The organism is Streptomyces griseosporeus (assembly GCF_014656055.1).
GTDB classification, from domain to species: Bacteria; Actinomycetota; Actinomycetes; order Streptomycetales; family Streptomycetaceae; genus Streptomyces; species Streptomyces griseosporeus.
In genome coordinates this window covers 1,209,475-1,230,061 of sequence record NZ_BNBR01000002.1, presented here as the reverse complement: position 1 = coordinate 1,230,061, position 20,587 = coordinate 1,209,475, and the positions used below count along the sequence as shown (strand labels likewise).

The 20,587-nt window shown below is 70.8% G+C and carries 17 protein-coding genes, 1 rRNA gene and 1 riboswitch; of the genes, 12 read left to right on the top strand and 6 right to left on the bottom strand.

The features are described from left to right. Positions 1–106: 106 nt before the first annotated feature. The 11 genes from rrf (at position 107) to IE308_RS14715 (ending at position 10,599) form a co-directional block, all read left to right on the top strand. Positions 107–223, top strand: a 5S ribosomal RNA gene (gene rrf / locus IE308_RS14765). Positions 224–331: 108 nt separating this feature from the next. Further along, positions 332–940, top strand: coding sequence for a cardiolipin synthase ClsA (gene clsA / locus IE308_RS14760; protein WP_110626810.1), 609 nt, complete (start codon positions 332–334; stop codon positions 938–940). A gap of 117 nt (positions 941–1,057) precedes the next feature. Beyond that, positions 1,058–3,553 (top strand): mannose-1-phosphate guanyltransferase, encoded by a 2,496-nt coding sequence (locus IE308_RS14755; protein ID WP_110626809.1) that lies wholly within the window; start codon positions 1,058–1,060, stop codon positions 3,551–3,553. 106 nt (positions 3,554–3,659) lie between these two features. After that, positions 3,660–4,610 carry a DUF881 domain-containing protein gene (locus tag IE308_RS14750; protein ID WP_190218245.1) on the top strand — a complete coding sequence of 317 codons (951 nt, stop codon included), beginning with the start codon at positions 3,660–3,662 and terminating at the stop codon, positions 4,608–4,610. Then, on the top strand, positions 4,607–4,939 hold the full coding sequence (locus tag IE308_RS14745; protein ID WP_003977440.1) for a small basic family protein: 333 nt from the start codon (positions 4,607–4,609) through the stop codon (positions 4,937–4,939). Before IE308_RS14750 ends, IE308_RS14745 begins: the two co-directional genes overlap by 4 nt. A gap of 5 nt (positions 4,940–4,944) precedes the next feature. Continuing rightward, positions 4,945–5,781 carry a DUF881 domain-containing protein gene (locus IE308_RS14740; RefSeq protein ID WP_190218244.1) on the top strand — a complete coding sequence of 279 codons (837 nt, stop codon included), beginning with the start codon at positions 4,945–4,947 and terminating at the stop codon, positions 5,779–5,781. Positions 5,782–5,863: 82 nt separating this feature from the next. Beyond that, the gene (locus IE308_RS14735) at positions 5,864–6,739 is read left to right on the top strand and encodes an FHA domain-containing protein (RefSeq protein WP_190218326.1); all 876 of its coding nucleotides are present in this window, start codon (positions 5,864–5,866) and stop codon (positions 6,737–6,739) included. Positions 6,740–6,785: 46 nt separating this feature from the next. After that, a complete protein-coding gene (gene ftsR / locus IE308_RS14730) occupies positions 6,786–7,523 on the top strand; it encodes a transcriptional regulator FtsR (protein WP_190218243.1) in 738 nt (245 codons plus the stop codon). Positions 7,524–7,618: 95 nt separating this feature from the next. Beyond that, positions 7,619–8,092: a bifunctional nuclease family protein gene (locus tag IE308_RS14725; RefSeq protein WP_110626804.1), complete on the top strand. Its 474-nt coding sequence runs from the start codon at positions 7,619–7,621 to the stop codon at positions 8,090–8,092. A gap of 295 nt (positions 8,093–8,387) precedes the next feature. After that, positions 8,388–9,071 (top strand): MerR family transcriptional regulator, encoded by a 684-nt coding sequence (locus IE308_RS14720; RefSeq protein WP_110626803.1) that lies wholly within the window; start codon positions 8,388–8,390, stop codon positions 9,069–9,071. A gap of 118 nt (positions 9,072–9,189) precedes the next feature. Next, on the top strand, positions 9,190–10,599 hold the full coding sequence (locus tag IE308_RS14715) for a DNA polymerase IV (protein WP_190218325.1): 1,410 nt from the start codon (positions 9,190–9,192) through the stop codon (positions 10,597–10,599). Between the two features lie 341 nt (positions 10,600–10,940). On the opposite strand, the gene IE308_RS14710 is transcribed toward IE308_RS14715, so the two are convergent. After that, positions 10,941–11,312, bottom strand: a complete 372-nt coding sequence (locus IE308_RS14710; protein ID WP_110636143.1) for a PRC-barrel domain-containing protein — start codon at positions 11,310–11,312, stop codon at positions 10,941–10,943. A gap of 117 nt (positions 11,313–11,429) precedes the next feature. Continuing rightward, a riboswitch (glycine riboswitch) is annotated at positions 11,430–11,527 on the top strand. A 180-nt stretch (positions 11,528–11,707) separates the two neighbouring features. Here IE308_RS14710 and gcvP point away from each other — a divergent pair. Beyond that, positions 11,708–14,593 carry an aminomethyl-transferring glycine dehydrogenase gene (gene gcvP, locus IE308_RS14705; RefSeq protein ID WP_190218242.1) on the top strand — a complete coding sequence of 962 codons (2,886 nt, stop codon included), beginning with the start codon at positions 11,708–11,710 and terminating at the stop codon, positions 14,591–14,593. A gap of 73 nt (positions 14,594–14,666) precedes the next feature. Here gcvP and IE308_RS14700 read toward each other — a convergent pair whose 3' ends face one another. The 5 genes from IE308_RS14700 to IE308_RS14680 all read right to left on the bottom strand — a co-directional run bounded on the left by IE308_RS14700 (position 14,667) and on the right by IE308_RS14680 (position 20,389). Then, positions 14,667–15,827 (bottom strand): ABC transporter ATP-binding protein, encoded by a 1,161-nt coding sequence (locus tag IE308_RS14700; RefSeq protein ID WP_229908868.1) that lies wholly within the window; start codon positions 15,825–15,827, stop codon positions 14,667–14,669. A 226-nt stretch (positions 15,828–16,053) separates the two neighbouring features. After that, positions 16,054–16,899, bottom strand: a complete 846-nt coding sequence (gene modB, locus IE308_RS14695) for a molybdate ABC transporter permease subunit (protein ID WP_190218241.1) — start codon at positions 16,897–16,899, stop codon at positions 16,054–16,056. After that, positions 16,896–17,711: a molybdate ABC transporter substrate-binding protein gene (gene modA, locus IE308_RS14690; RefSeq protein WP_190218240.1), complete on the bottom strand. Its 816-nt coding sequence runs from the start codon at positions 17,709–17,711 to the stop codon at positions 16,896–16,898. Before modA ends, modB begins: the two co-directional genes overlap by 4 nt. A gap of 175 nt (positions 17,712–17,886) precedes the next feature. Further along, on the bottom strand, positions 17,887–18,282 hold the full coding sequence (locus IE308_RS14685) for a TOBE domain-containing protein (RefSeq protein ID WP_190218239.1): 396 nt from the start codon (positions 18,280–18,282) through the stop codon (positions 17,887–17,889). A 151-nt stretch (positions 18,283–18,433) separates the two neighbouring features. Beyond that, entirely contained in the window at positions 18,434–20,389 is a 1,956-nt protein-coding gene (locus IE308_RS14680; RefSeq protein ID WP_190218238.1) for an APC family permease, read from the bottom strand. Between the last annotated feature and the right edge of the window lie 198 nt (positions 20,390–20,587).

Sequence of the window (20,587 nt, the reverse complement as noted above, 5' to 3'; positions counted from 1 at the left end):
CGAGGGCTTGTCCTCAGTTGCTCGCGTCCACTGTGTTGGTTCTGAAACCACGAACGGCCCCGCATGGTCTCATGCGGTGCGGCATTGTTCGACAGTTTCATAGTGTTTCGGTGGTTATAGCGTGAGGGAAACGCCCGGTTACATTCCGAACCCGGAAGCTAAGCCTCACAGCGCCGATGGTACTGCAGGGGGGACCCTGTGGGAGAGTAGGACGCCGCCGAACTCCTTTTAGAGCTCTGGCTCTTGGGCAGACAGCCCGAGGGCCAGAGCTTTTTTGCGTTGAGGTAAGGTCAGGGGGCATCGTTGGCTCGTTTCCTACGGAGGCCCCCGGGTGGAGGTCCAGGAGACCCGTGTCCAGACTGACCGGGTCCTCACCATCCCCAACATTCTCAGCATGGCGCGCCTCGTCGGCGTGCCCGTCTTCCTGTGGCTCATTCTGCGGCCGGAGTTCGGCGGGCCGAAGAGCGACGGGTGGGCGCTGCTCGTGCTGGCGTTCAGCGGCGTCAGCGACTACCTGGACGGCAAGCTCGCCCGGCGCTGGAATCAGATCAGCAGCCTCGGCCGGCTGCTCGACCCCGCGGCCGACCGGCTGTACATCCTTTCCACGCTCGTCGGCCTGACCTGGCGGGAGATTCTGCCGATCTGGTTGACCGCTGTACTGCTCGCGCGGGAGCTGGTCCTCCTGGTGATGGTGGGAATCCTCAGGCGGCACGGCTATCCGCCGCCCCAGGTCAACTTCCTCGGCAAGGCCGCCACCTTCAACCTGATGTACGCGTTCCCGCTCCTGCTGCTCAGTGACGGAAGCGGATGGATCTCGTCACTCGCTGCTATTTTCGGATGGGCGTTCGCCGGATGGGGTACAACGCTGTACTGGTGGGCAGGAGTCCTTTACGTGGTACAGGTCCGCCGTCTGGTTCGTGCGGACGCCATGGCCGACTGAACTCTCACCAATGGCGGTGAGTCGTGCCTCTCGATGGCCCGCGACGGAAAAGTGCGGGACAATCTGGACGAGTGAAGTCGGTCAGACCGTCGTCTCTTCGAGGAGGACGCTTCCGACATGAAGGCCGTCGTGATGGCCGGTGGCGAAGGCACACGCCTTCGTCCCATGACCTCAAGCATGCCCAAGCCGCTCCTGCCGGTGGCCAACCGGCCGATCATGGAGCACGTGCTGCGGCTGCTGAAAAGGCATGGGCTCAATGAGACCGTCGTAACTGTTCAGTTCCTGGCGTCACTGGTCAAGAACTACTTCGGTGACGGCGAAGAGCTCGGCATGGAGCTCACCTATGCCAACGAGGAGAAGCCACTCGGTACCGCCGGAAGCGTGAAAAACGCCGAAGAGGCACTGAAGGACGATGCCTTCCTCGTGATCTCCGGTGACGCCCTGACCGACTTCGACCTCACCGAGCTGATCAACTTCCACAAGGAGAAGGGCGCCCTCGTCACGGTCTGCCTGACGCGTGTGCCCAACCCGCTGGAGTTCGGCATCACCATCGTCGACGAAGAGGGCAAGGTCGAGCGCTTCCTGGAGAAGCCGACCTGGGGGCAGGTCTTCTCGGACACCGTGAACACGGGCATCTACGTCATGGAGCCCGAGGTGTTCGACTACGTCGAGCCCGATGTCCCCGTCGACTGGTCCGGTGACGTCTTCCCTCAGCTGATGAAGGAAGGCAAGCCGATCTACGGCTATGTCGCCGAGGGCTACTGGGAGGACGTCGGTACCCACGAGAGCTATGTGAAGGCGCAGGCCGACGTCCTGGAGGGCAAGGTCGACGTCGAGATCGACGGTTTCGAGATCTCCCCGGGCGTATGGGTGGCGGAGGGCGCCGAGGTGCACCCCGACGCCGTCCTGCGCGGCCCGCTCTACATCGGCGACTACGCCAAGGTGGAGGCCGGCGCGGAGATCAGAGAGCACACCGTCGTCGGCTCCAACGTGGTCGTGAAGTCGGGTGCCTTCCTCCACAAGGCCGTGGTGCACGACAACGTGTACGTCGGACAGCACAGCAACCTGCGGGGCTGTGTCGTCGGCAAGAACACCGACGTCATGCGGGCGGCCAGGATCGAGGACGGCGCGGTCATCGGCGACGAGTGCCTGATCGGCGAAGAATCGATCGTCCAGGGCAATGTGCGCGTCTACCCCTTCAAGACCATCGAGGCCGGCGCCTTCGTCAACACCTCGGTGATCTGGGAGTCGCGCGGCCAGGCGCATCTGTTCGGCGCGCGCGGTGTCTCCGGCATCCTCAACGTCGAGATCACCCCGGAGCTCGCCGTCCGGCTGGCCGGCGCCTACGCCACCACCTTGAAGAAGGGCTCCACCGTCACCACCGCGCGCGACCACTCCCGTGGTGCCCGCGCGCTGAAGCGGGCGGTGATCTCCGCGCTGCAGGCCAGCGCCATCGACGTACGGGACCTGGAGAACGTACCGCTGCCCGTGGCGCGGCAGCAGACCGCGCGGGGCAGCGCCGGCGGCATCATGATCCGGACCACGCCCGGTGTGCCGGACTCCGTGGACATCATGTTCTTCGACAGCCAGGGCGCCGACCTGTCGCAGGGCAGCCAGCGCAAGCTGGACCGGGTCTTCGCGCGGCAGGAGTACCGGCGTGCGTTCCCCGGTGAGATCGGTGACCTGCACTTCCCGGCCAGCGTCTTCGACTCGTACACCGGGTCGCTGCTGCGGAACGTCGACACCACCGGGATCGCCGAGTCCGGGCTGAAGGTCGTCGTCGACGCGTCGAACGGCAGCGCGGGTCTCGTGCTGCCCAGCCTGCTCGGCAAGCTCGGGGTGGACTCGCTGACCATCAACCCCGGTCTCGACGAGTCCCGGCCCACCGAGACGGCCGAGATGCGACGGTCGGGGCTGGTGCGGCTCGGGGAGATCGTGGCGTCCTCGGGCGCGGCGTTCGGTGTGCGGTTCGACCCGGTCGGCGAGCGGCTGTCGCTGGTCGACGAGAAGGGCCGGATCATCGAGGACGACCGGGCGCTGCTGGTCATGCTCGATCTGGTCGCCGCCGAGCGGCGCAGCGGGCGTGTGGCGCTTCCCGTCACCACCACGCGGATCGCCGAGCAGGTCGCCGCCTACCACGGCACGCAGGTGGAATGGACGACCACCTCTCCGGACGACCTGACCCGGGTCGGTGGCGAGGAAGGGACGATCTTCGGCGGTGACGGCAAGGGCGGCTTCATCGTCCCCGAGTTCAGCAGTGTCTACGACGGCACGGCGGCCTTCGTACGACTGATCGGGCTGGTCGCGCGGACCCAGCTCACGCTGAGCCAGATCGACGCGCGGATTCCGCGGGCGCACGTCCTCAAGCGGGATCTGGCGACTCCGTGGGCGGTGAAGGGGCTCGTCATGCGGCGGGTCGTCGAGGAGGCCGGAGACCGGTTCGTGGACACCACGGACGGCGTCCGCGTCGTGGAGGCCGACGGGCGCTGGGTCATGGTGCTGCCCGACCCGGCCGAGGCCGTCACCCGCCTGTGGGCGGAGGGCCCGGACGACGCCTCCGCGCAGGCCCTGCTCGACGAGTGGTCGGCCGTCGTGGACAGCGCCGGCCGGTAGAACGGCCGTACACGCGCGTGCCGGACAGGTGTCCCCGCGGGGGCCCGTCCGGCACGCCGGTGGGGCCGTTCGGAGGTAGTGGCGGCGACGTGCGACGATGTGCGGCATGCCGCAGCAGCCCCCCGTTCGGAGCAGTCGTACGCCCCCGTCGCGGCCGGACGCGTCCATGTCGTTGCTCACCAACGTCATGGACCACAGCCTCGACGACGGCTATGCCGAGGCCGCAGCCCGCAAGAAGGCCGCGGGCGAGGGCGGCCTGCCCAAGACGCTCAGAGCGAAGCTGGGGCTCGCCGCGGGGCTGGTTCTCGCCGCGCTCGTCGTCACCGTCGGCGCGGCGCAGGCACGGGTCGCCGCGCCCGTCGTCGCCAAGGAGCGCGAGGAGCTGATCGACCGCATCGACCGCGAGACCGATGCGGCGGACACGCTGGAGGACAGCGTCGACAAGCTGCGCGACGACGTGAGCGCGCGCCAGCGGGAGGCGCTGAAGAAGAGCGGCGGTGACGACCAGGCCGAACTCGTCGGCATCCTCGCCGGCGCCACCGAGGTGCACGGCCCCGGTGTGAAGCTCGTCGTCGACGACGCCGAGGAGGCCAGCACCGGCGGCGACGGCGACCCCCGCGAGACCAGCGGGTTCTCCGACACGGGGCGGGTGCGCGACCGGGACATGCAGCGTGTGATCAACGGGCTGTGGGAGTCCGGCGCGGAGGCCGTCTCCATCAACGGACAGCGGCTGACCGCGCTGTCGGCGATCAGGGCCGCGGGGGACGCCATACTGGTCGACAACAAGCCGCTGGTGCCGCCGTACACGGTGCTCGCGGTGGGGGACGGCCGGCAGCTCAGCACCCGGTTCCAGGACAGTGCCGACGGGCTCTACCTGCACGCGCTGCAGGAGAACTACGGCATCAGGACCAGCATCTCCGTCCAGGACGATCTCCGGCTGCCCGCCGCGCCGAGCGTGATCGTCCGCACGGCGCAGCCGCACCCGGCCCAGCCGAGTACCGCACAGTCGAGCACCGCACAGCCGAAGACCGAGCATTCCGAGAAGGGCACATCGTGATCGCCGTACTGGGCCTCGTCGTGGGAGTCGTGGCCGGACTGTTGGTCCGGCCGGAGGTTCCGGCGGCCGTCGAGCCGTATCTGCCGATCGCCGTCGTCGCGGCGCTCGACGCGGTGTTCGGCGGTCTGCGGGCCATGCTCGACGGCATCTTCGACGACAAGGTGTTCGTGGTGTCGTTCCTGTCCAACGTGGTCGTCGCCGCGCTGATCGTGTTCCTGGGCGACAAGCTGGGCGTCGGCGCCCAGCTGTCCACCGGTGTAGTGGTCGTCCTCGGCATCCGCATCTTCTCCAACGCGGCGGCGATCCGCCGGCACGTGTTCCGGGCGTGAGGCCGATGAGCAACCAGGACGAGTCCCCCGAGAACCCGCTGCGCAAGGAGCTGCCCGAGGAGGTGCCGGCGGCGCCCGCGCCGGCCACGCCCACGGAGGAGAGCCCCGCCGAGCCCCGGCTGACCGGTCGCCGGCGGCTGGTGAAGGGGCTGTGGCCGCCGCGCGTCAGCCGGGCCCAACTCATCGTCGCGCTGCTGCTGTTCGGCCTCGGCTTCGGCCTGGCCGTGCAGGTCGCCTCGAACAGCGACAACGACAGCGCCCTGCGCGGGGCACGCCAGGAGGATCTTGTTCGCATCCTCGATGAACTGGATGACCGTACGCAGCGTCTTGAGGACGAGAAGGAAGGGCTCGAGAAGCAGCGGGAGGAGCTGGAGAACAGCTCCGACCAGGCCGAGGAGGCCCGCAAGCAGACGGCCGAGAGGGAACGCCAACTCGGCATCCTGGCGGGCACGGTGGCCGCTCAGGGGCCCGGCATCACGATGACGATCGACGACACGAAGGGGACGGTCGAGGCCGACATGCTGCTCGACGCGATCCAGGAGCTGCGCGCCGCCGGCGCGGAGGCGATCCAGGTGAACGGCGTGCGTGTCGTCGCGAGCACCTATCTGACGGATTCCGGCAAGAGTGTCAGCGTCGACGGGAACAAGATCACCGCGCCCTATCGTTTCAAGGTCATCGGCAAGCCGCAGGATCTCGAACCGGCGCTCAACATCCCGGGAGGCGTGGTGCAGACTCTGGAGAAGGAGCAGGCCACGGTGGTCGTGGAGCGATCCGACAAGATCGTTGTGGACGCCTTGCGAGCGGCGAAGCGGCCTGACTACGCTCGGTCGTCCTCCCAGTGAACCGGGGGTGCATGCGAGCCGTCCGGCAAGGGCATGAGGTTGCGGGGGGTCGGCGCACCGAAGAGGTGGTGCGTGGTGGAAACTGTCTGGTGGATACGGACGTTGTGAGGATGTCCGGGTCGACCGGTGTGTTCAGTCAGGGTTCGTCCTGCCCCACGGGCGGGTCTGTTTCGGTCAAGGGGAATCGCCCGTGAAGTTGTTTGCGAAGTTGTTCGGCAAGAGCGCGCGAGAGGGCAGCGACAATGCCACCGCTCGTCATCGCGCACAGCCTGACGCGGAGGGCCAGCGTCCGCTGTTCCGGGACCAGGTGGCCGGTCCGGGGGGTGACGTTCCGGGCGCGCCGTCTGTTGACCCTGCCCAGTCCGGCGGCATAGGTTTCGGACAACCGTCAACCTCAAGTACGGGTGGAGGGTTTTCCCCTATGTCGGCCCTGGTGTGTACGAGGTGCGGTAACCGCAACGCGGAGAACAGCCGCTTCTGCTCCAACTGCGGCGCGCCGTTGCGGCCGGGCGCTGTCCCCGAGCGGGCGTCCGAGACGACGTCGACGATCTCCATCTCCGGCATCGAGGCCTACGACGCCGAGGTCACGGGGCAGACGCAGATGCCGGCGCTCTCCCCGGAGGCGCAGGCGGCCGTCGACGCGCTGCCGGTGGGCTCCGCGCTGCTGGTGGTGCGCCGGGGTCCGAACCAGGGCAGCCGGTTCCTGCTGGACGGCGAGCTGACCACGGCCGGCCGTCACCCGCAGAGCGACATCTTCCTGGACGACGTGACGGTCTCCCGCCGCCACGTGGAGTTCCGGCGCGGCCCGGACGGCACGTTCACGGTCGCCGACGTGGGCAGCCTCAACGGCACCTACGTCAACCGCGAGCGGATCGACCAGGTCGCTCTGTCGAACGGTGACGAGGTGCAGATCGGCAAGTACCGGCTGGTCTTCTACGCGAGCCAGCGGGGTTACTGACCCACCCCCGGACGCCCGTCCGGGGGGCACCCCCCAGGGAAGGTCCATGCTTCGAACACCGAGCGGCGGTGCCGGCAGCGGTACCGCCGCCGCGGACAGTGGGCTGATGAGCATCGGCACGGTGCTGAACGTGCTGCGCGACGAGTTCCCCGAGGTCACCATCTCCAAGATCCGCTTCCTGGAGTCGGAGGGGCTCATCGAGCCGCAGCGGACCCCGTCGGGATACCGCAAGTTCAGCCCGGAGGATGTGGAGCGCCTGGCTCAGGTGCTGCGGATGCAGCGTGACCACTATCTGCCGCTGAAGGTGATCCGTGAGCATCTGGACGCGATGGAGCGCGGCGAGGCCGTGCGGTTGCCCGCGCTGAGCCGGCAGCGGGACGGCGAGAGCGTGGGGGAGCCGTCCGAGGAGCCGACCGCGGCGCGCATCGGGCGGGCCGAGCTGCTGGCCGCGGCGGACATCGGTGACAAGGAGCTGGAGGAGTGGGAGTCGTACGGGCTCATCACTCCGCTGGAGGAGGGCGTCTACGACGCGGAGGCGGTCACCGTCGCCTCGCTCATCGTCCAGCTCGGCCGGTTCGGGATCGAGCCGCGGCACCTGCGCGTGATGAAGGCCGCCGCCGACCGGGAGGCCGGGCTGGTGGACCAGGTGGTGGCACCGCTGAAGCGGCACCGGAATCCGCAGACCAGAACCTTGGCGGAGGCGCGGACGAAGGAGCTGGCGGGGCTCACGGTCAAGCTGCACGCGGCGCTCGTGCAGACGGCGCTCGGGGTGCGGCTGCCCTGAGACGGCCCCGGGACGGCGGTGTGAGCCGTGCGTGATCGGCCACGCGTTCCGGGCCCGACTACCCAAACGTCCCGGGCACGGCCTAGGGTTGCTGTGTGAACGAGCTCGATGTCGTAGGTGTCCGGGTCGAAATGCCCTCCAACCAACCGATCGTGCTCCTGCGGGAAGTGGGAGGCGACCGCTACCTCCCCATCTGGATCGGGCCGGGGGAGGCGACGGCGATCGCTTTCGCCCAGCAGGGCATGGCCCCCGCCAGGCCGCTGACCCACGACCTGTTCAAGGACGTGCTGGAAGCCGTAGGCCAGGAGCTCACCGAAGTGCGCATCACGGACCTGCGTGAGGGCGTCTTCTATGCCGAGCTGGTCTTCGCCAGCGGGGTCGAGGTGAGCGCCCGCCCGTCCGATGCCATAGCGCTGGCCCTGCGCACCGGCACGCCGATCTACGGCAGTGACGCGGTGCTCGACGACGCGGGCATCGCGATCCCGGACGAGCAGGAGGACGAGGTGGAGAAGTTCCGCGAGTTCCTCGACCAGATCTCGCCCGAGGACTTCGGCACCAGCAATCAGTAGGCACGTCGGCGGGGCGTGGCCGGTCCGGCGGAGCGGTGGTCCGCGGGGCGGCCTGTCCCGGGTGTGTCCCGGGCGCCGTACGGTCTCCGCGGCGTGAGAAATCCGGCACGTGCCAACGGCCAGTGCGAGCGTCCTGCGGCCGTCTCCGAGAGCATTCGGCTAGCCTTTCCCCGCGGTGGGGTACGGCAAACCACTCCCAGGGTGATTATCACTCGGCGTGCCGAGTGTGGCGGTCGTTGACGCACCCCTGGTGGCTGCCTACCGTCGAGAAGGCAGGTCAAGGACGGAGGTCGGCGTGAGAAGCAGCGGCGACGGTTTGGCTGGGGGTGCCCCCGGACCCGGTCTCGGGGCGAGCGGTCCGTACCCGCCCCCGAGCTCTCGGCTCCGCTCCACCAGGGGATACCCCCACCACAGCAACGCGGCCGAACACGCTCCGCAGCGACCGACGGCCGTGCCGAGCAGCGGAGGGGCGACGTCCATGACGTCCGAGGAGATCGGCTACCGGGGCCCGACGGCCTGTGCGGCCGCCGGTATCACGTACCGGCAGCTGGACTACTGGGCCCGTACCGGGCTCGTCGAGCCGAGCGTCCGGCCTGCCCACGGGTCGGGGACGCAGCGCCTGTACAGCTTCCGGGACGTCGTCGTCCTGAAGATCGTCAAGCGGTTCCTGGACACCGGGGTGTCGCTCCAGAACATCCGTACCGCCGTCCAGCATCTGCGGGAGCGCGGGTTCTCCGACCTCGAGCGCATGACGCTGATGAGCGACGGGGCCACGGTCTACGAGTGCACCTCGCCGGACGAGGTCCACGCGCTGCTCCAGGGGGGCCAGGGTATCTTCGGCATCGCCGTCGGGGTCGTGTGGCGGGACGTGGAGAGCGCCCTGTCGCAGCTGCACGGTGAGCGGGTCGACACCGGGGAGACGCTCGTCGGGCACAACCCGGCCGATGAGCTGGCGCGGAGGCGGAACCGGGCCGTCTGAGCGGTTTCCGGGGTTTCCCGGCCGGGCTCTCGGTCCGGTGCGTGGTGGGTGTGGTGTGCCGTTCCTGCCGGGTGGTCCGGCGGGGGCATTGTCAGTGGTGTGGTGCAGCATCGGAGATGTGAGAACCGCACCTACGATCCTGCATCTCGACATGGATGCCTTCTTCGCTCAGGCGGAGCAGGCATCCAAGCCGAGCCTGCGCGGGAAGGCCGTCGTGGTGGGCGGGCTCGGGCCGCGTGGCGTGGTGGCGACGGCCTCGTACGAGGCCCGGGTCTTCGGGGTGCACTCGGCGATGCCGATGGCCCAGGCGCGGCGGCTGGCGCCGAACGCCGCGTACCTGACGCCGCGGGGCGGGTTCTACCGGTCGATCAGCGAGCAGGTGATGGGGCTGCTGCGGGAGCTGTCGCCGCTGGTGGAGCCCTTGAGCCTGGACGAGGCGTTCGTGGACCTGGAGGCCGGGGGAGCCGCCTGGGACAGCGCGTCGGCGCGGCTGGCGGGGGAGCGGTTGCGGGCCGACATCCGGGGGGTGACCGGACTGACTGGTTCCGTTGGGCTCGCCGCGTCCAAGATGCTGGCCAAGATCGCCTCCGAGCAGGCCAAGCCGAACGGGCTGGTGCTGATCGAGCCGGGTACCGAGCGGGCGTTGCTCGCGCCGATGTCCGTGCGGACCCTGCCCGGGATCGGGCCGGCGACGGGGGATCATCTGCGGCGGGCCGGGATCACGACCGTCGAGGAGATCGTCGAGGCGGGCGAGGACGAGCTGGTACGGCTGCTGGGGAAGGCCCATGGGCACGGGGTGTACGCCATGGCGCTGGCGCGGGACGACCGGCCCGTGGTGGCCGAGCGGGAGGCGAAGTCGGTCTCCGTGGAGGACACGTACGACGTCGACATCCATGACCGGCTGCGGATCGGGATGGAGGTGCAGCGGCTGGCCGACCGGTGTGTGCGGAGGCTACGGGGGGCGGGTTTGTCCGGGCGGACGATCGTGCTGAAGGTGCGGCGGTACGACTTCTCGACGCTGACGCGGTCGGAGACGTTGCGGGGGCCGACGGATGACGTGGCTGTGGTGCGGGAGGCTGCGGCGCGGTTGCTGGAGGGGGTGGATACGACTGGGGGTGTGCGGTTGCTGGGGGTCGGGGTGAGTGGGCTGGCCGACTACACCCAGGAGGATCTTTTTGCTCTGGTGGCGCAGGCGGCGGAGGCGAAGGCCGTCGAGGGGGCAGGGGGCGATGAGGGTGCGGAGGGTGCTGAGGGGGAAGGCGGTGTGCGGGGCGTGGGGGATGCCGAGGGGGCTGAGCGGCGGTGGCATCCGGGGCATGACGTGCGGCATGCGGAGTACGGGCCTGGGTGGGTGCAGGGGAGTGGGCTCGGGCGGGTGACGGTGCGGTTCGAGACGCCGTGGTCGGAGCCGGGGCGGGTGCGGACGTTTCGGGTCGATGATCCTGACTTGGAGGTGGGGGAGCCGTTGCCGTTGGTGCGGCCTGAGGTGGAGCCGGGGGCGGCTTCTGTGGGCGGAGTTTGCGGGTGAGCCGGCGGGGTGCTGCGGCGGGGGCGGTTTCTGCGTGCCCGGCGCTGGTGCCGGCCGGGGGTGGGTCGCGCGGCCCGGCGCTGGCGGGGTGCCGCTGCGCCCACCCGTGCCGCCCCAGCGGCACGACTGCCCGCAGCTGAGTCGGCAGGCGGCCTGCCGTTGCTGGGTGGGGCAGGCCTCCGGGGCACGACTGCCTGCAGCTAGGTCGGCGGGCGGCCTGGCGCTGGTGGGTGGGCGCGGGCCTGGCGGCACGACTGCCCGCGGCTAGGCGGATGGAGGGCGTCGCTGGAGGGTGGGCGCCGGCCTGGCGGCACGGCTGTTCGCTGCGGCGGCGTGGTGGGTCAGGTGTCTTCTGTGCCTGCCAGTTTGCCGAAGTCGTGGTCGGGGAGGGGGGTTGGTGGGGCCACGTCCAGGCCGTAGTGGTGGTAGAGCTGGAGTTCCTGTTCGGGGGAGAGGTGGCGGCCTACGCCGAAGTCGGGGGCGTCCTTGATCAGGGCGCGGTCGAACGGGACGTGCAGGGTGCCCTCGACCAGTTCGCTGGGCTCCAGGGGGACGAAGGCGTCGCGGGAGAAGAGGCCCGTGCGTATGGCGGCCCACTCCGGGACGCCCGTGGCGTCGTCGAGGTAGACCTCGTCGATGGTGCCGATCTTGACGCCGTTGCGGTCGAACGCCTTGCGGCCGATCAGGTTGCGCGGATCGATGTCGGTCTGCACGGGGCCGCCCTCCACTTGGTCGCAATACATCCCTCAGCACTACAAAAGAGCAGATTCCGGGTGGCGGCCACTCGAAGGCCCGGGCGTTGACCTCGCTGGTAGTCTGGCTATGGCTGCTGACCCCGTGCGGGAGAGTCCTCCGGAGAGGTTTCCGGGGGCGCCGAAGGAGCAAATCCTCCCCGGAATCTCTCAGGCACACGTACCGCACGGACGAGGTCACTCTGGAAAGCAGGGCGGGTGTCGACGGCTTCCGCTCTCACCGACGGTGCAAGCCGGGCGCGCTCAGGGAGCGCATCCGGTGAAGCTCTCAGGTTGAGATGACAGAGGGGGAGGCCGTTCGGGCACCCGCGCCGTGGTGCCCCCCGAAGGTCGCGTCAGACCAGGAGGCCTCCGCAATGACCGCCCACCGCACCCCGTTGTCCGAGCTCGAACAGGGCATTCCGTTCGAGCAGCGCCACATCGGGCCCGACCAGGAGGCGCGGGCCAAGATGCTCGCCCAGGTCGGCTACGGCTCGCTGGACGAGCTCACCGCCGCCGCGGTGCCTGATGTGATCAAGAACGCCGACGCGCTGGACCTCCCCGGCGCCCGGACCGAGGCCGAGGTGCTGGCAGAGCTGCGCTCGCTCGCCGACCGCAACCAGGTCCTCGACTCCATGATCGGCCTCGGGTACTACGGCACCTTCACGCCGCCCGTCGTCCTGCGGAACGTCATGGAGAACCCCGCCTGGTACACGGCGTACACGCCGTACCAGCCGGAGATCTCGCAGGGCCGGCTGGAGGCCCTGCTCAACTTCCAGACCATGGTCGCCGACCTGACCGGCCTGCCGACCTCCGGCGCCTCCCTGCTCGACGAGGGCACCGCCGCCGCCGAGGCCATGGCGCTGTCCCGGCGCATGGGGAAGAACAAGAACGGCCTCTTCCTCGTCGACGCCGACGCGCTGCCCCAGACCATCGCCGTGATCCAGACGCGCGCCGAGCCGACCGGCGTCGAGGTGGTCGTCGCCGACCTCAGCGAGGGCATCCCGGCCGACATCGCGGCGCGGGAGATCAACGGCGTCCTCCTGCAGTATCCGGGTGCCTCCGGTGCCGTTCGCGACCTCAAGCCGGTCATCGACCAGGCACACGAGCTGGGCGCGCTCGTCACCGTCGCCGCCGACCTGCTCGCGCTGACCCTGCTGACGTCGCCCGGAGAGCTGGGCGCGGACATCGCGGTCGGCACCACTCAGCGCTTCGGTGTGCCGATGGGCTTCGGTGGGCCGCACGCCGGCTACATGGCCGTACAGGAGAAGTTCGCGCGCAGCCTGCCCGGGCGGCTCGTCGGCGTGTCCGTGGACGCGGACGGCCACAAGGCCTACCGGCTCGCGCTGCAGACCCGGGAGCAGCACATCCGGCGGGAGAAGGCGACCAGCAACATCTGTACCGCTCAGGTGCTGCTCGCCGTCATGGCCGGCATGTACGCCGTGTACCACGGGCCGGACGGGCTGCGGACCATCGCCCGCCGTACGCACCGGTACGCCGCGATCCTCGCCGAGGGCCTGCGCGCCGGCGGCGTCGAGGTCGTGCACGGTTCCTTCTTCGACACGGTGACCCTGCGGGTGCCCGGCCGGGCCGCCGAGGTCGTCGCCGCGGCCCGGGAGAACGGCGTCAACCTGTACCTCGTCGACGCCGACCACGTCTCCGTGGCCTGCGACGAGACCACCGGACGGGCGCAGCTGGGCGCGGTGTGGCGGGCCTTCGGTGTCGAGGGCGACGTCGAGGCGCTGGACGCGGCGACCGGGGACGCGCTGCCCGAGGCGCTGCTGCGCACGGACGCCTACCTCACCCACCCCGTCTTCCACGAGCACCGCTCCGAGACGGCGATGCTGCGCTACCTGCGCAGGCTCGCCGACCGCGACTACGCGCTCGACCGCGGCATGATCCCCCTCGGCTCGTGCACCATGAAGCTCAACGCGACCACCGAGATGGAGCCGGTCACCTGGCCGGAGTTCGGGCAGCTGCACCCCTTCGCGCCGGCCGAGCAGGCGCAGGGCTACCTGACCCTCATCCGTGAGCTGGAGGAGCGGCTGGCCGAGGTCACCGGGTACGACAAGGTCAGCCTGCAGCCCAACGCCGGTTCGCAGGGCGAGCTGGCCGGTCTGCTGGCCGTCCGCGGCTACCACCGCGCCAACGGCGACGAGCAGCGCACGGTGTGCCTGATCCCGTCCTCCGCGCACGGCACCAACGCCGCCAGCGCCGTGATGGCCGGGATGAAGGTCGTCGTCGTGAAGACCGCCGGGGACGGCGAGATCGACGTCGAGGACCTGCGCGCCAAGATCGAGCAGTACCGCGACGAGCTGGCGGTGCTCATGATCACCTACCCGTCCACGCACGGCGTGTTCGAGGAGCACGTCGCCGACATCTGCGCCCGGGTCCACGAGGCGGGCGGCCAGGTGTACGTCGACGGCGCCAACCTCAACGCCCTGGTCGGCCTCGCCAAGCCCGGCCACTTCGGCGGCGACGTCTCCCACCTGAACCTGCACAAGACCTTCTGCATCCCGCACGGCGGCGGCGGTCCGGGCGTCGGCCCGGTGGCCGTGCGCTCGCACCTCGCGCCGTACCTGCCCAACCACCCGCTCCAGCCCGCCGCCGGGCCGGAGACCGGCGTGGGGCCGATCTCGGCCGCTCCGTGGGGTTCCGCGGGGATCCTGCCCATCTCCTGGTCGTACGTCCGGCTGATGGGCGGCGAGGGCCTGAAGCGGGCCACGCAGGTGGCCGTGCTGTCCGCCAACTACATCGCCAAGCGCCTGGAGCCGCACTACCCGGTGCTGTACACCGGCCCGGGCGGCCTGGTCGCGCACGAGTGCATCATCGACCTGCGGCCGCTGACCAAGGCGACCGGCGTGAGCGTGGACGACGTCGCCAAGCGGCTCATCGACTACGGCTTCCACGCGCCGACGATGTCCTTCCCGGTGGCCGGCACGCTGATGATCGAGCCGACCGAGTCCGAGGACCTCACCGAGCTGGACCGTTTCTGCGACGCGATGATCGCCATCCGCGCCGAGATCGAGAAGGTCGGCTCCGGCGAGTGGCCGGCGGAGGACAACCCGCTGCGCAACGCCCCGCACACCGCCCGCGCGCTGAGCGGGGAGTGGGAGCACGCCTACAGCCGCGACGAGGCCGTCTTCCCGGGCGGGGTGTCGGTCGCGGACAAGTACTGGCCGCCGGTGCGCCGTATCGACCAGGCGTTCGGTGACCGGAACCTGGTGTGCTCGTGCCCGCCGCTGGACGCGTACGAGGACTGAGTGACCGAGTGACCGAGTGACCGTATGAGAAGGGGCTTCCGCCGGGTGACGGCGGGAGCCCCTTCTGGCTGTCTCAGGCGGGATAGGCGTGCGTCTGGGTCGCCTTGACCGTGGCCCAGACCGGGGCGCCGGGGTGCAGGTCCAGCTCGGCCGCGGCGGCGGTGGTGAGGTCGGCAGCGAGGGGAAGCTCGCCGGTGAGGTCGGCGCGGATCTGGTCGCCGTGGATCTCCAGGCCCTCGATGGCGCAGCGCCAGAGGTTGCGGGCGCTGGAGCCGGTGGGGCGGTCGCGGTGCAGGGTGACCGCGCCCGGCGGGAACGCCACGAAGACCGGGCCGGTCAGCTCCTCGCTGGTGGTGATCTCCGGGCCGGAGTCGAGCCGGACGGTGTGGCCGTCGGCCCGGCCGCGGTAGAGGTTCAGGCCGACCAGCTGGGCGATGTAGTCGGTGCGGGGGTGGCGGGCGATGTCGGCGGGGGTGCCCTCCTGCACGATGCGCCCGTGCTCGACCACGACCAGCCGGTCGGCCAGCACCATGGCGTCCAGCGGATCGTGCGTGACCAGCACGGCGACCGCCTCGAACGCGGCCAGGTGGCGGCGGAGCCGGGCCCGGACCTCCAGGCGGGTCCGGGCGTCCAGCGCCGCGAGGGGCTCGTCCAGGAGGAGCAGGCGGGGGTGGGTCGCGAGGGCGCGGGCCAGGGCGACGCGCTGGGCCTGGCCGCCGGAGAGGTGGCGGGGCTTGGCGCCGGCGTGGTCGGCCAGCCCCATGCGGTCCAGCCACGCGGCCGCTTCCGCACGGGCCTCGGCCTTGCCCGCGCCCCGGCAGCGGGGGCCGAAAGCCACGTTGTCCAGCGCGGTGAGGTGCGGGAAGAGCAGGTAGTCCTGGAAGACCACGCCGACCGGGCGGGCCTCGGGCGGCAGCCGGTCCAGATCCGTGCCGTCCAGGCGCAGCCGGCCACCGGTCAGGGGGACCAGGCCGGCCAGGGCGCGCAGGGCGGTGGTCTTGCCGGCGCCGTTCGGGCCGAGCAGGGCGACGACGTCGCCGGGGGCCGCGGTCAGTTCGATGTCCAGGCGGAAGGAGCCGCGGTCGACGATCAGACGCGCGTCGAGCCCGGCGTCGGCCGGGGCGCCGGGCCTTGCGGCCGCTGGTGCGTTGGTTCCCGCGTTGCCCGGGGCGGGGGCCGGGGCGGGGTCGGGTGCGGCGGGCGCGGTGTCGGTCATGGGGTGGTCATCGCTCATGGGGCGGTCGTCCGGTGGGTGCGGCGGGGGAGGGGGCTGCGCGGGGAGGGTGCCGGACGCGCGGGCAAGGCGGCGCCGCTCCCCGACGTGCACGCAGGGCCGTTCCCCGACGTGTCCGCAGGGCCGTTCCCCGACGTGTCCGCAGGGCCGTACCTCGACGTGCACGCAAGGCCGTTCCCCGACGTGCACCCGGCGGCCGTGGCCTTCCGCACGAGGCGTCCCCGGGTCATGACGCCGTCACCCAGCGGTCCCGCAGGCCCGCCAGCACCGCGACGGAGACCGCCAGCAGGACCAGGCTCAGGGCGATCGCGGCCGCCGGGTCGTTCTGCAGGGCCAGGTAGACCGCCAGCGGCATGGTCTGGGTGCGGCCGGGGAAGTTGCCCGCGAAGGTGATCGTCGCGCCGAACTCGCCGAGCGCCCGCGCCCAGGCGAGGACGGCGCCCGCGGCGATGCCCGGCGCGATCAGCGGCAGCGTGACCCGGCGGAAGGCGGTGAACCGGGAGGCGCCCAGGGTCTGGGCCGCTTCCTCGTAGCGCCGGTCGGCGGCGCGCAGGGTGCCCTCGACGCTGATGACGAGGAACGGCATCGCCACGAACGTCTCGGCGAGGATCACACCGGCCGTGGTGAACGGCAGGGTGATGCCGAACCAGGAGTCCAGCCACCGGCCGACGACGCCGTTGCGGCCGAGGGCGAGCAGCAGGGCGACGCCTCCGACGACCGGGGGCAGCACCAGCGGCAGCGTCACCAGGGCCCGTACCAGCCCGCGGCCGGGGAAGTCGGCGCGGGCCAGCAGCCACGCGAGGGGCACGCCGACGACCAGGCTCAGCGCGGTCGCGCTCGTCGCGCACACGAGGGACAGCTGGAGCGCCTGCCACACCTCCGTGCTGGTCAGCTGCTCCGGGAGGCTGCGCCAGGGGGCCCGGATCAGCAGCGCCACCAGCGGCAGCACGAGGAAGGCCAGGCCGAGCAGCGCCGGCAGCAGAAGCGGCAGCGGGACACCCGCGCGGGCACGGGCGCGCCGCGGACGACCCGCGAGGGTGTCCGCGGCGCCGGTCTTGTCCAGGGAGGTCACGGCGTGAGGAACCCGGCCTCGGTCAGCACCTTCCGGCCCTCCGCGGACCTCACCAGGTCGATGAAGGCCTTGGCCGCGGTGGCGTTCCGGGCGTTCTTCAGCAGGGCGATCGGATAGTCGTTGACGGCCTCGGCCGCCTCGGGGAAGTCCACGCCCTCCACCTTGTCACCCGCGGCCCGCACATCGGTGCGGTAGACGACGGCGGCGTCGGCCTCCTTCAGGACGACCTTGTTCAGGGCCCCCTTCACGTCCTCCTCGTACGAGACGGGAGTGAGCTTCACCCCGCCGGCGTCCAGGGCCTTCCCGGCGGCGGCGCCGCACGGCACCGTCTTGTCGCACAGGACGACCTTGAGGCCGGACCGGGTGAGGTCCTTGAGCGAGGCGATCTTCTCGGGATTGCCCGGCAGGGTGGCGATCTCCAGCCGGTTGCGCGTGAAGACGACCGGGGTGCCGGCCGCTTCCCCCTGGTCGGTGACGGTCTTCATCGTCCTGGCGCTCGCGGCGGCGAAGACGTCGGCGGGGGCGCCGCCCGTGATCCCGGCGGCGAGGGTGTCGCTGCCGCCGAAGTTGAAGCTGACCTCCGTACCGGGGTGGGCCTTCTCGAACGCCGCGCCCAGCTTGGTGAAGCTCTCCTTGAGGGAGGCGGCGGCGAAGACGGTGACCGTGCCCGACACGTTCGGGGACGCCGATCCGCCGGAGCCGGCGGAGGCGTCGTCGCCGGAGGAGGAGCACGCGCCCAGGGCCAGCAGCGCGGCGACCGAGGCCGCGGCCGCCTTCAGGGTCCGGCGGTGGCGGTCGGCGGGTCGGGTCATCACGGATCTGCTCCCTCAGCACCTCGGGGAGGAGCCCTGCGGACCCCTCCTGTATGCCGATCATAGTGACGCACTTGCCAGGCATACGTCTGCTGTCTCATCGCATGAGCCAGGTGTACGCCAGATCCGGTTGGCATGTGCGTTCCTACCGTGCGGTGGGCTCCCGTCGCTCTCCTCAGCTCCTGTCGATATGCACGTTTGTCGACTTCACCCGGGCCGTGGCCTCCATGCCGACCTCCAGGCCCAGCTCCTCCACGGCCTCGCGGGTCAGCAGGGACACCAGCCGGTGCGGTCCTGCCTGGATCTCGACCTGGGCGGCGACGTCGCCGAGCTTGATCGCGGTGACGATGCCGGGGAAGGCGTTGCGGACCGAGGTGTACGGCGTCTCCTCGTCGGCGCCGCCCCCCCGGGCCAGCTCCACCGAGAAGGCGGCCAGGTCGCGCCCGTCGATCAGCCGCCGTCCGCTGTCGTCGCGGTGGGTCGTCATCCGCCCGGCGTCCGCCCAGCGGCGCGCGGTGTCGGGGCTCACGCCGAGCAGCCGTGCTGCCTGGCCGATGGTGTAGGACTGCATGCCGGTCACGATAGGCGGGCGCCTCGCCCCACCGCGCCCGGGTCAGCGCCGCACCGTGCCCGGTCAGCGCCGCCCGTGCCCCGGGTCAGCACCGCACCGTGCCCGGGGTCAGTGCCACGCCGCGCCCGGCGTCAGCGCCGTACGGCTCCGGTCAGCCCGTGTGGACGCGGGGCCGGCGGGCCCGGTCCGGTTCGGCCTCGCGCAGGACCTCGCGGGTGACGGGGGCGACCTCGCCCTGGCCGAAGAGGAAGAAGCGCAGGAAGTTGGCGAACGGGTTGCCCTCGGTCCACTCGAAGTAGATGTGCGGGGTGCAGCCGGTCGTGTCCCGTACGTGGAGCAGGAGGGCGGCCAGGGCGTTGGGGATCGAGGAGGATTCCAGCGTCAGGACGCGGTACCGGTTGTGCAGGACCTCGCCGCGCACGGTCAGGCCCGCCTCGAACTCCGACGGGTCGGTGACCGTCACCTCGGCGAAGACGAAGTCCTCGTGGTCCGGGACGTCGTTGTCGGCGCGGATCTGCTCGATCTTGTCGCGGTACTCGGCCTTGTCGCGCCGGTCGGGCTCGTTGGCGATGAACCGTATCTTGCGGCTGGCCATGTCCCGGACGAACCGCTCCGCCATGGGGTCGAGGGTCACACTCGTCACGCGCAGCTCGAAGGCGCGCAGCAGCCGCGAGAGCAGGGAGATCAGGATGATGCCGGCGATGAAGCAGGCGCCGATCTTCACGCCGTCGGGGCGCTCGATGACGTTGACGACGGTGGTGTAGAGGAAGACCGCCGAGATCACGGCGAAGGCGACGGTCCAGCCGCGCTGGCCGGCCTTGCGGGCGGCGATGGTCACCGCGATCGCGGCGGAGCTGATCAGGACGAGCACGCCGGTGGCGTAGGCCCCGCCCTGGGCGTCGACGTCGGCGTCGAAGATCCAGGTGACCAGGAAGGCGACCAGGGTGAAGACGATGACCATGGGCCGCACGGCGCGGGCCCAGTGCGGGGCCATGCCGTAGCGGGGCAGGTAGCGGGGCATCAGGTTGAGCAGACCGGCCATCGCGGAAGCGCCGGCGAACCACAGGATGGCGATCGTCGAGACGTCGTAGACCGTGCCGAAGGCGCCGCCGAGGTAGTCGTGGGCCAGGTAGGCCAGGGCGCGGCCGTTGGCGTCGCCGCCCGACTTGAACGCGTCCTCGGGGATCAGCAGCGTGGTGATGAAGCTGGTGGCGATCAGGAAGCCGCTCATGATGAGCGCGGCGGTGGTCAGCAGCTTCCTGGTGTCGCGGATGCGGCCGGCGGGGTTCTCCTCGGAGTCGCCCGCGTCGCCCCTGACGTGCGGCATCACGGCGACGCCGGTCTCGAAGCCGGAGAGGCCGAGGGCGAGCTTCGGGAAGACGAGGAGGGCGACGCCGACCATTGCAAAAACGTTTCCGTGCTCGGTGGTCAGCGCGTGGGACCAGTCGGTGACCACGTGCCCGGCCGTGACGACGTGCCACAGGCCGACGATCACGACGACGACGTTGAGCGCCAGGTAGGTGCCGACCAGGGCGACGGCGACGCCGATCGCCTCCAGGAAGCCCTTGAGGAAGACCGCGCCGAGCAGGGCCACGAGCAGCAGGGTGATCAGCATCTGCTTGTCGTGCAGGGTGCCGGTCAGGTGCGGGTTCTCCACGAGGTGGGTGGAGGCGTCGGCGGCCGACAGGGTGATGGTGATGAGGAAGTCGGTGGCGGCGAAGCCCAGCAGGGTCAGCACGAACAGCTTGCCCTGCCAGAAGGAGAGCAGCCGCTCCAGCATCGCGATGGAGCCCTCGCCGTGCGGGCTCTCCTGGGCCACACGGCGGTAGACGGGCAGGGCGCCCGCCAGCGTCACGATCACCAGCACGATCGTCGCGACCGGCGACAGCAGACCGGCGGCCAGGGCGGCGATGCCGGGCTGGTAACCGAGAGTGGAGAAGTAGTCGACGCCGGTGAGGCACATGACGCGGTACCAGCGCTGGCCCTTGTGCGGGGGCTCGGGTGCCGCGTGCGGTCCCGGGTGGCCGTGTCCCTTGCCCATGTCGGACAGGCCCTCCAGCATCCAGGCGCGCAGGCGACTGGGAGGAGGATGTTCGGTCGTGGCCATCGGGTGCTCCTGTGGTGCGGTTCGGTACGTCTCAGGTCGTGACCGGGACGGCGGCACCAGCGTATGCAGAGCGTGATGGTCGGGCCCACGGCTGAGGGGGCCGGAGGCGTCAAGCTTCCGTTAAGACCGCGGAGGGGCGGCCGCGGGCATGCGGAGGGGCCGGTGCGCAGTACGTCGACTGCGGGCCGGCCCCGGTGG

Excerpts from the sequence above, each read along its gene's own strand:
- IE308_RS14755 (WP_110626809.1), top strand. The coding sequence starts at position 1,058 with ATGAAGGCCGTCGTGATGGCCGGTGGCGAAGGCACACGCCTTCGTCCC.
- IE308_RS14750 (WP_190218245.1), top strand. The coding sequence starts at position 3,660 with ATGCCGCAGCAGCCCCCCGTTCGGAGCAGTCGTACGCCCCCGTCGCGG.
- IE308_RS14740 (WP_190218244.1), top strand. The coding sequence starts at position 4,945 with ATGAGCAACCAGGACGAGTCCCCCGAGAACCCGCTGCGCAAGGAGCTG.
- ftsR (WP_190218243.1), top strand. The coding sequence starts at position 6,786 with ATGCTTCGAACACCGAGCGGCGGTGCCGGCAGCGGTACCGCCGCCGCG.
- gcvP (WP_190218242.1), top strand. The coding sequence starts at position 11,708 with ATGACCGCCCACCGCACCCCGTTGTCCGAGCTCGAACAGGGCATTCCG.
- IE308_RS14700 (WP_229908868.1), bottom strand. The coding sequence starts at position 15,827 with ATGAGCGATGACCACCCCATGACCGACACCGCGCCCGCCGCACCCGAC.
- modA (WP_190218240.1), bottom strand. The coding sequence starts at position 17,711 with ATGACCCGACCCGCCGACCGCCACCGCCGGACCCTGAAGGCGGCCGCG.
- IE308_RS14685 (WP_190218239.1), bottom strand. The coding sequence starts at position 18,282 with ATGCAGTCCTACACCATCGGCCAGGCAGCACGGCTGCTCGGCGTGAGC.
- IE308_RS14680 (WP_190218238.1), bottom strand. The coding sequence starts at position 20,389 with ATGGCCACGACCGAACATCCTCCTCCCAGTCGCCTGCGCGCCTGGATG.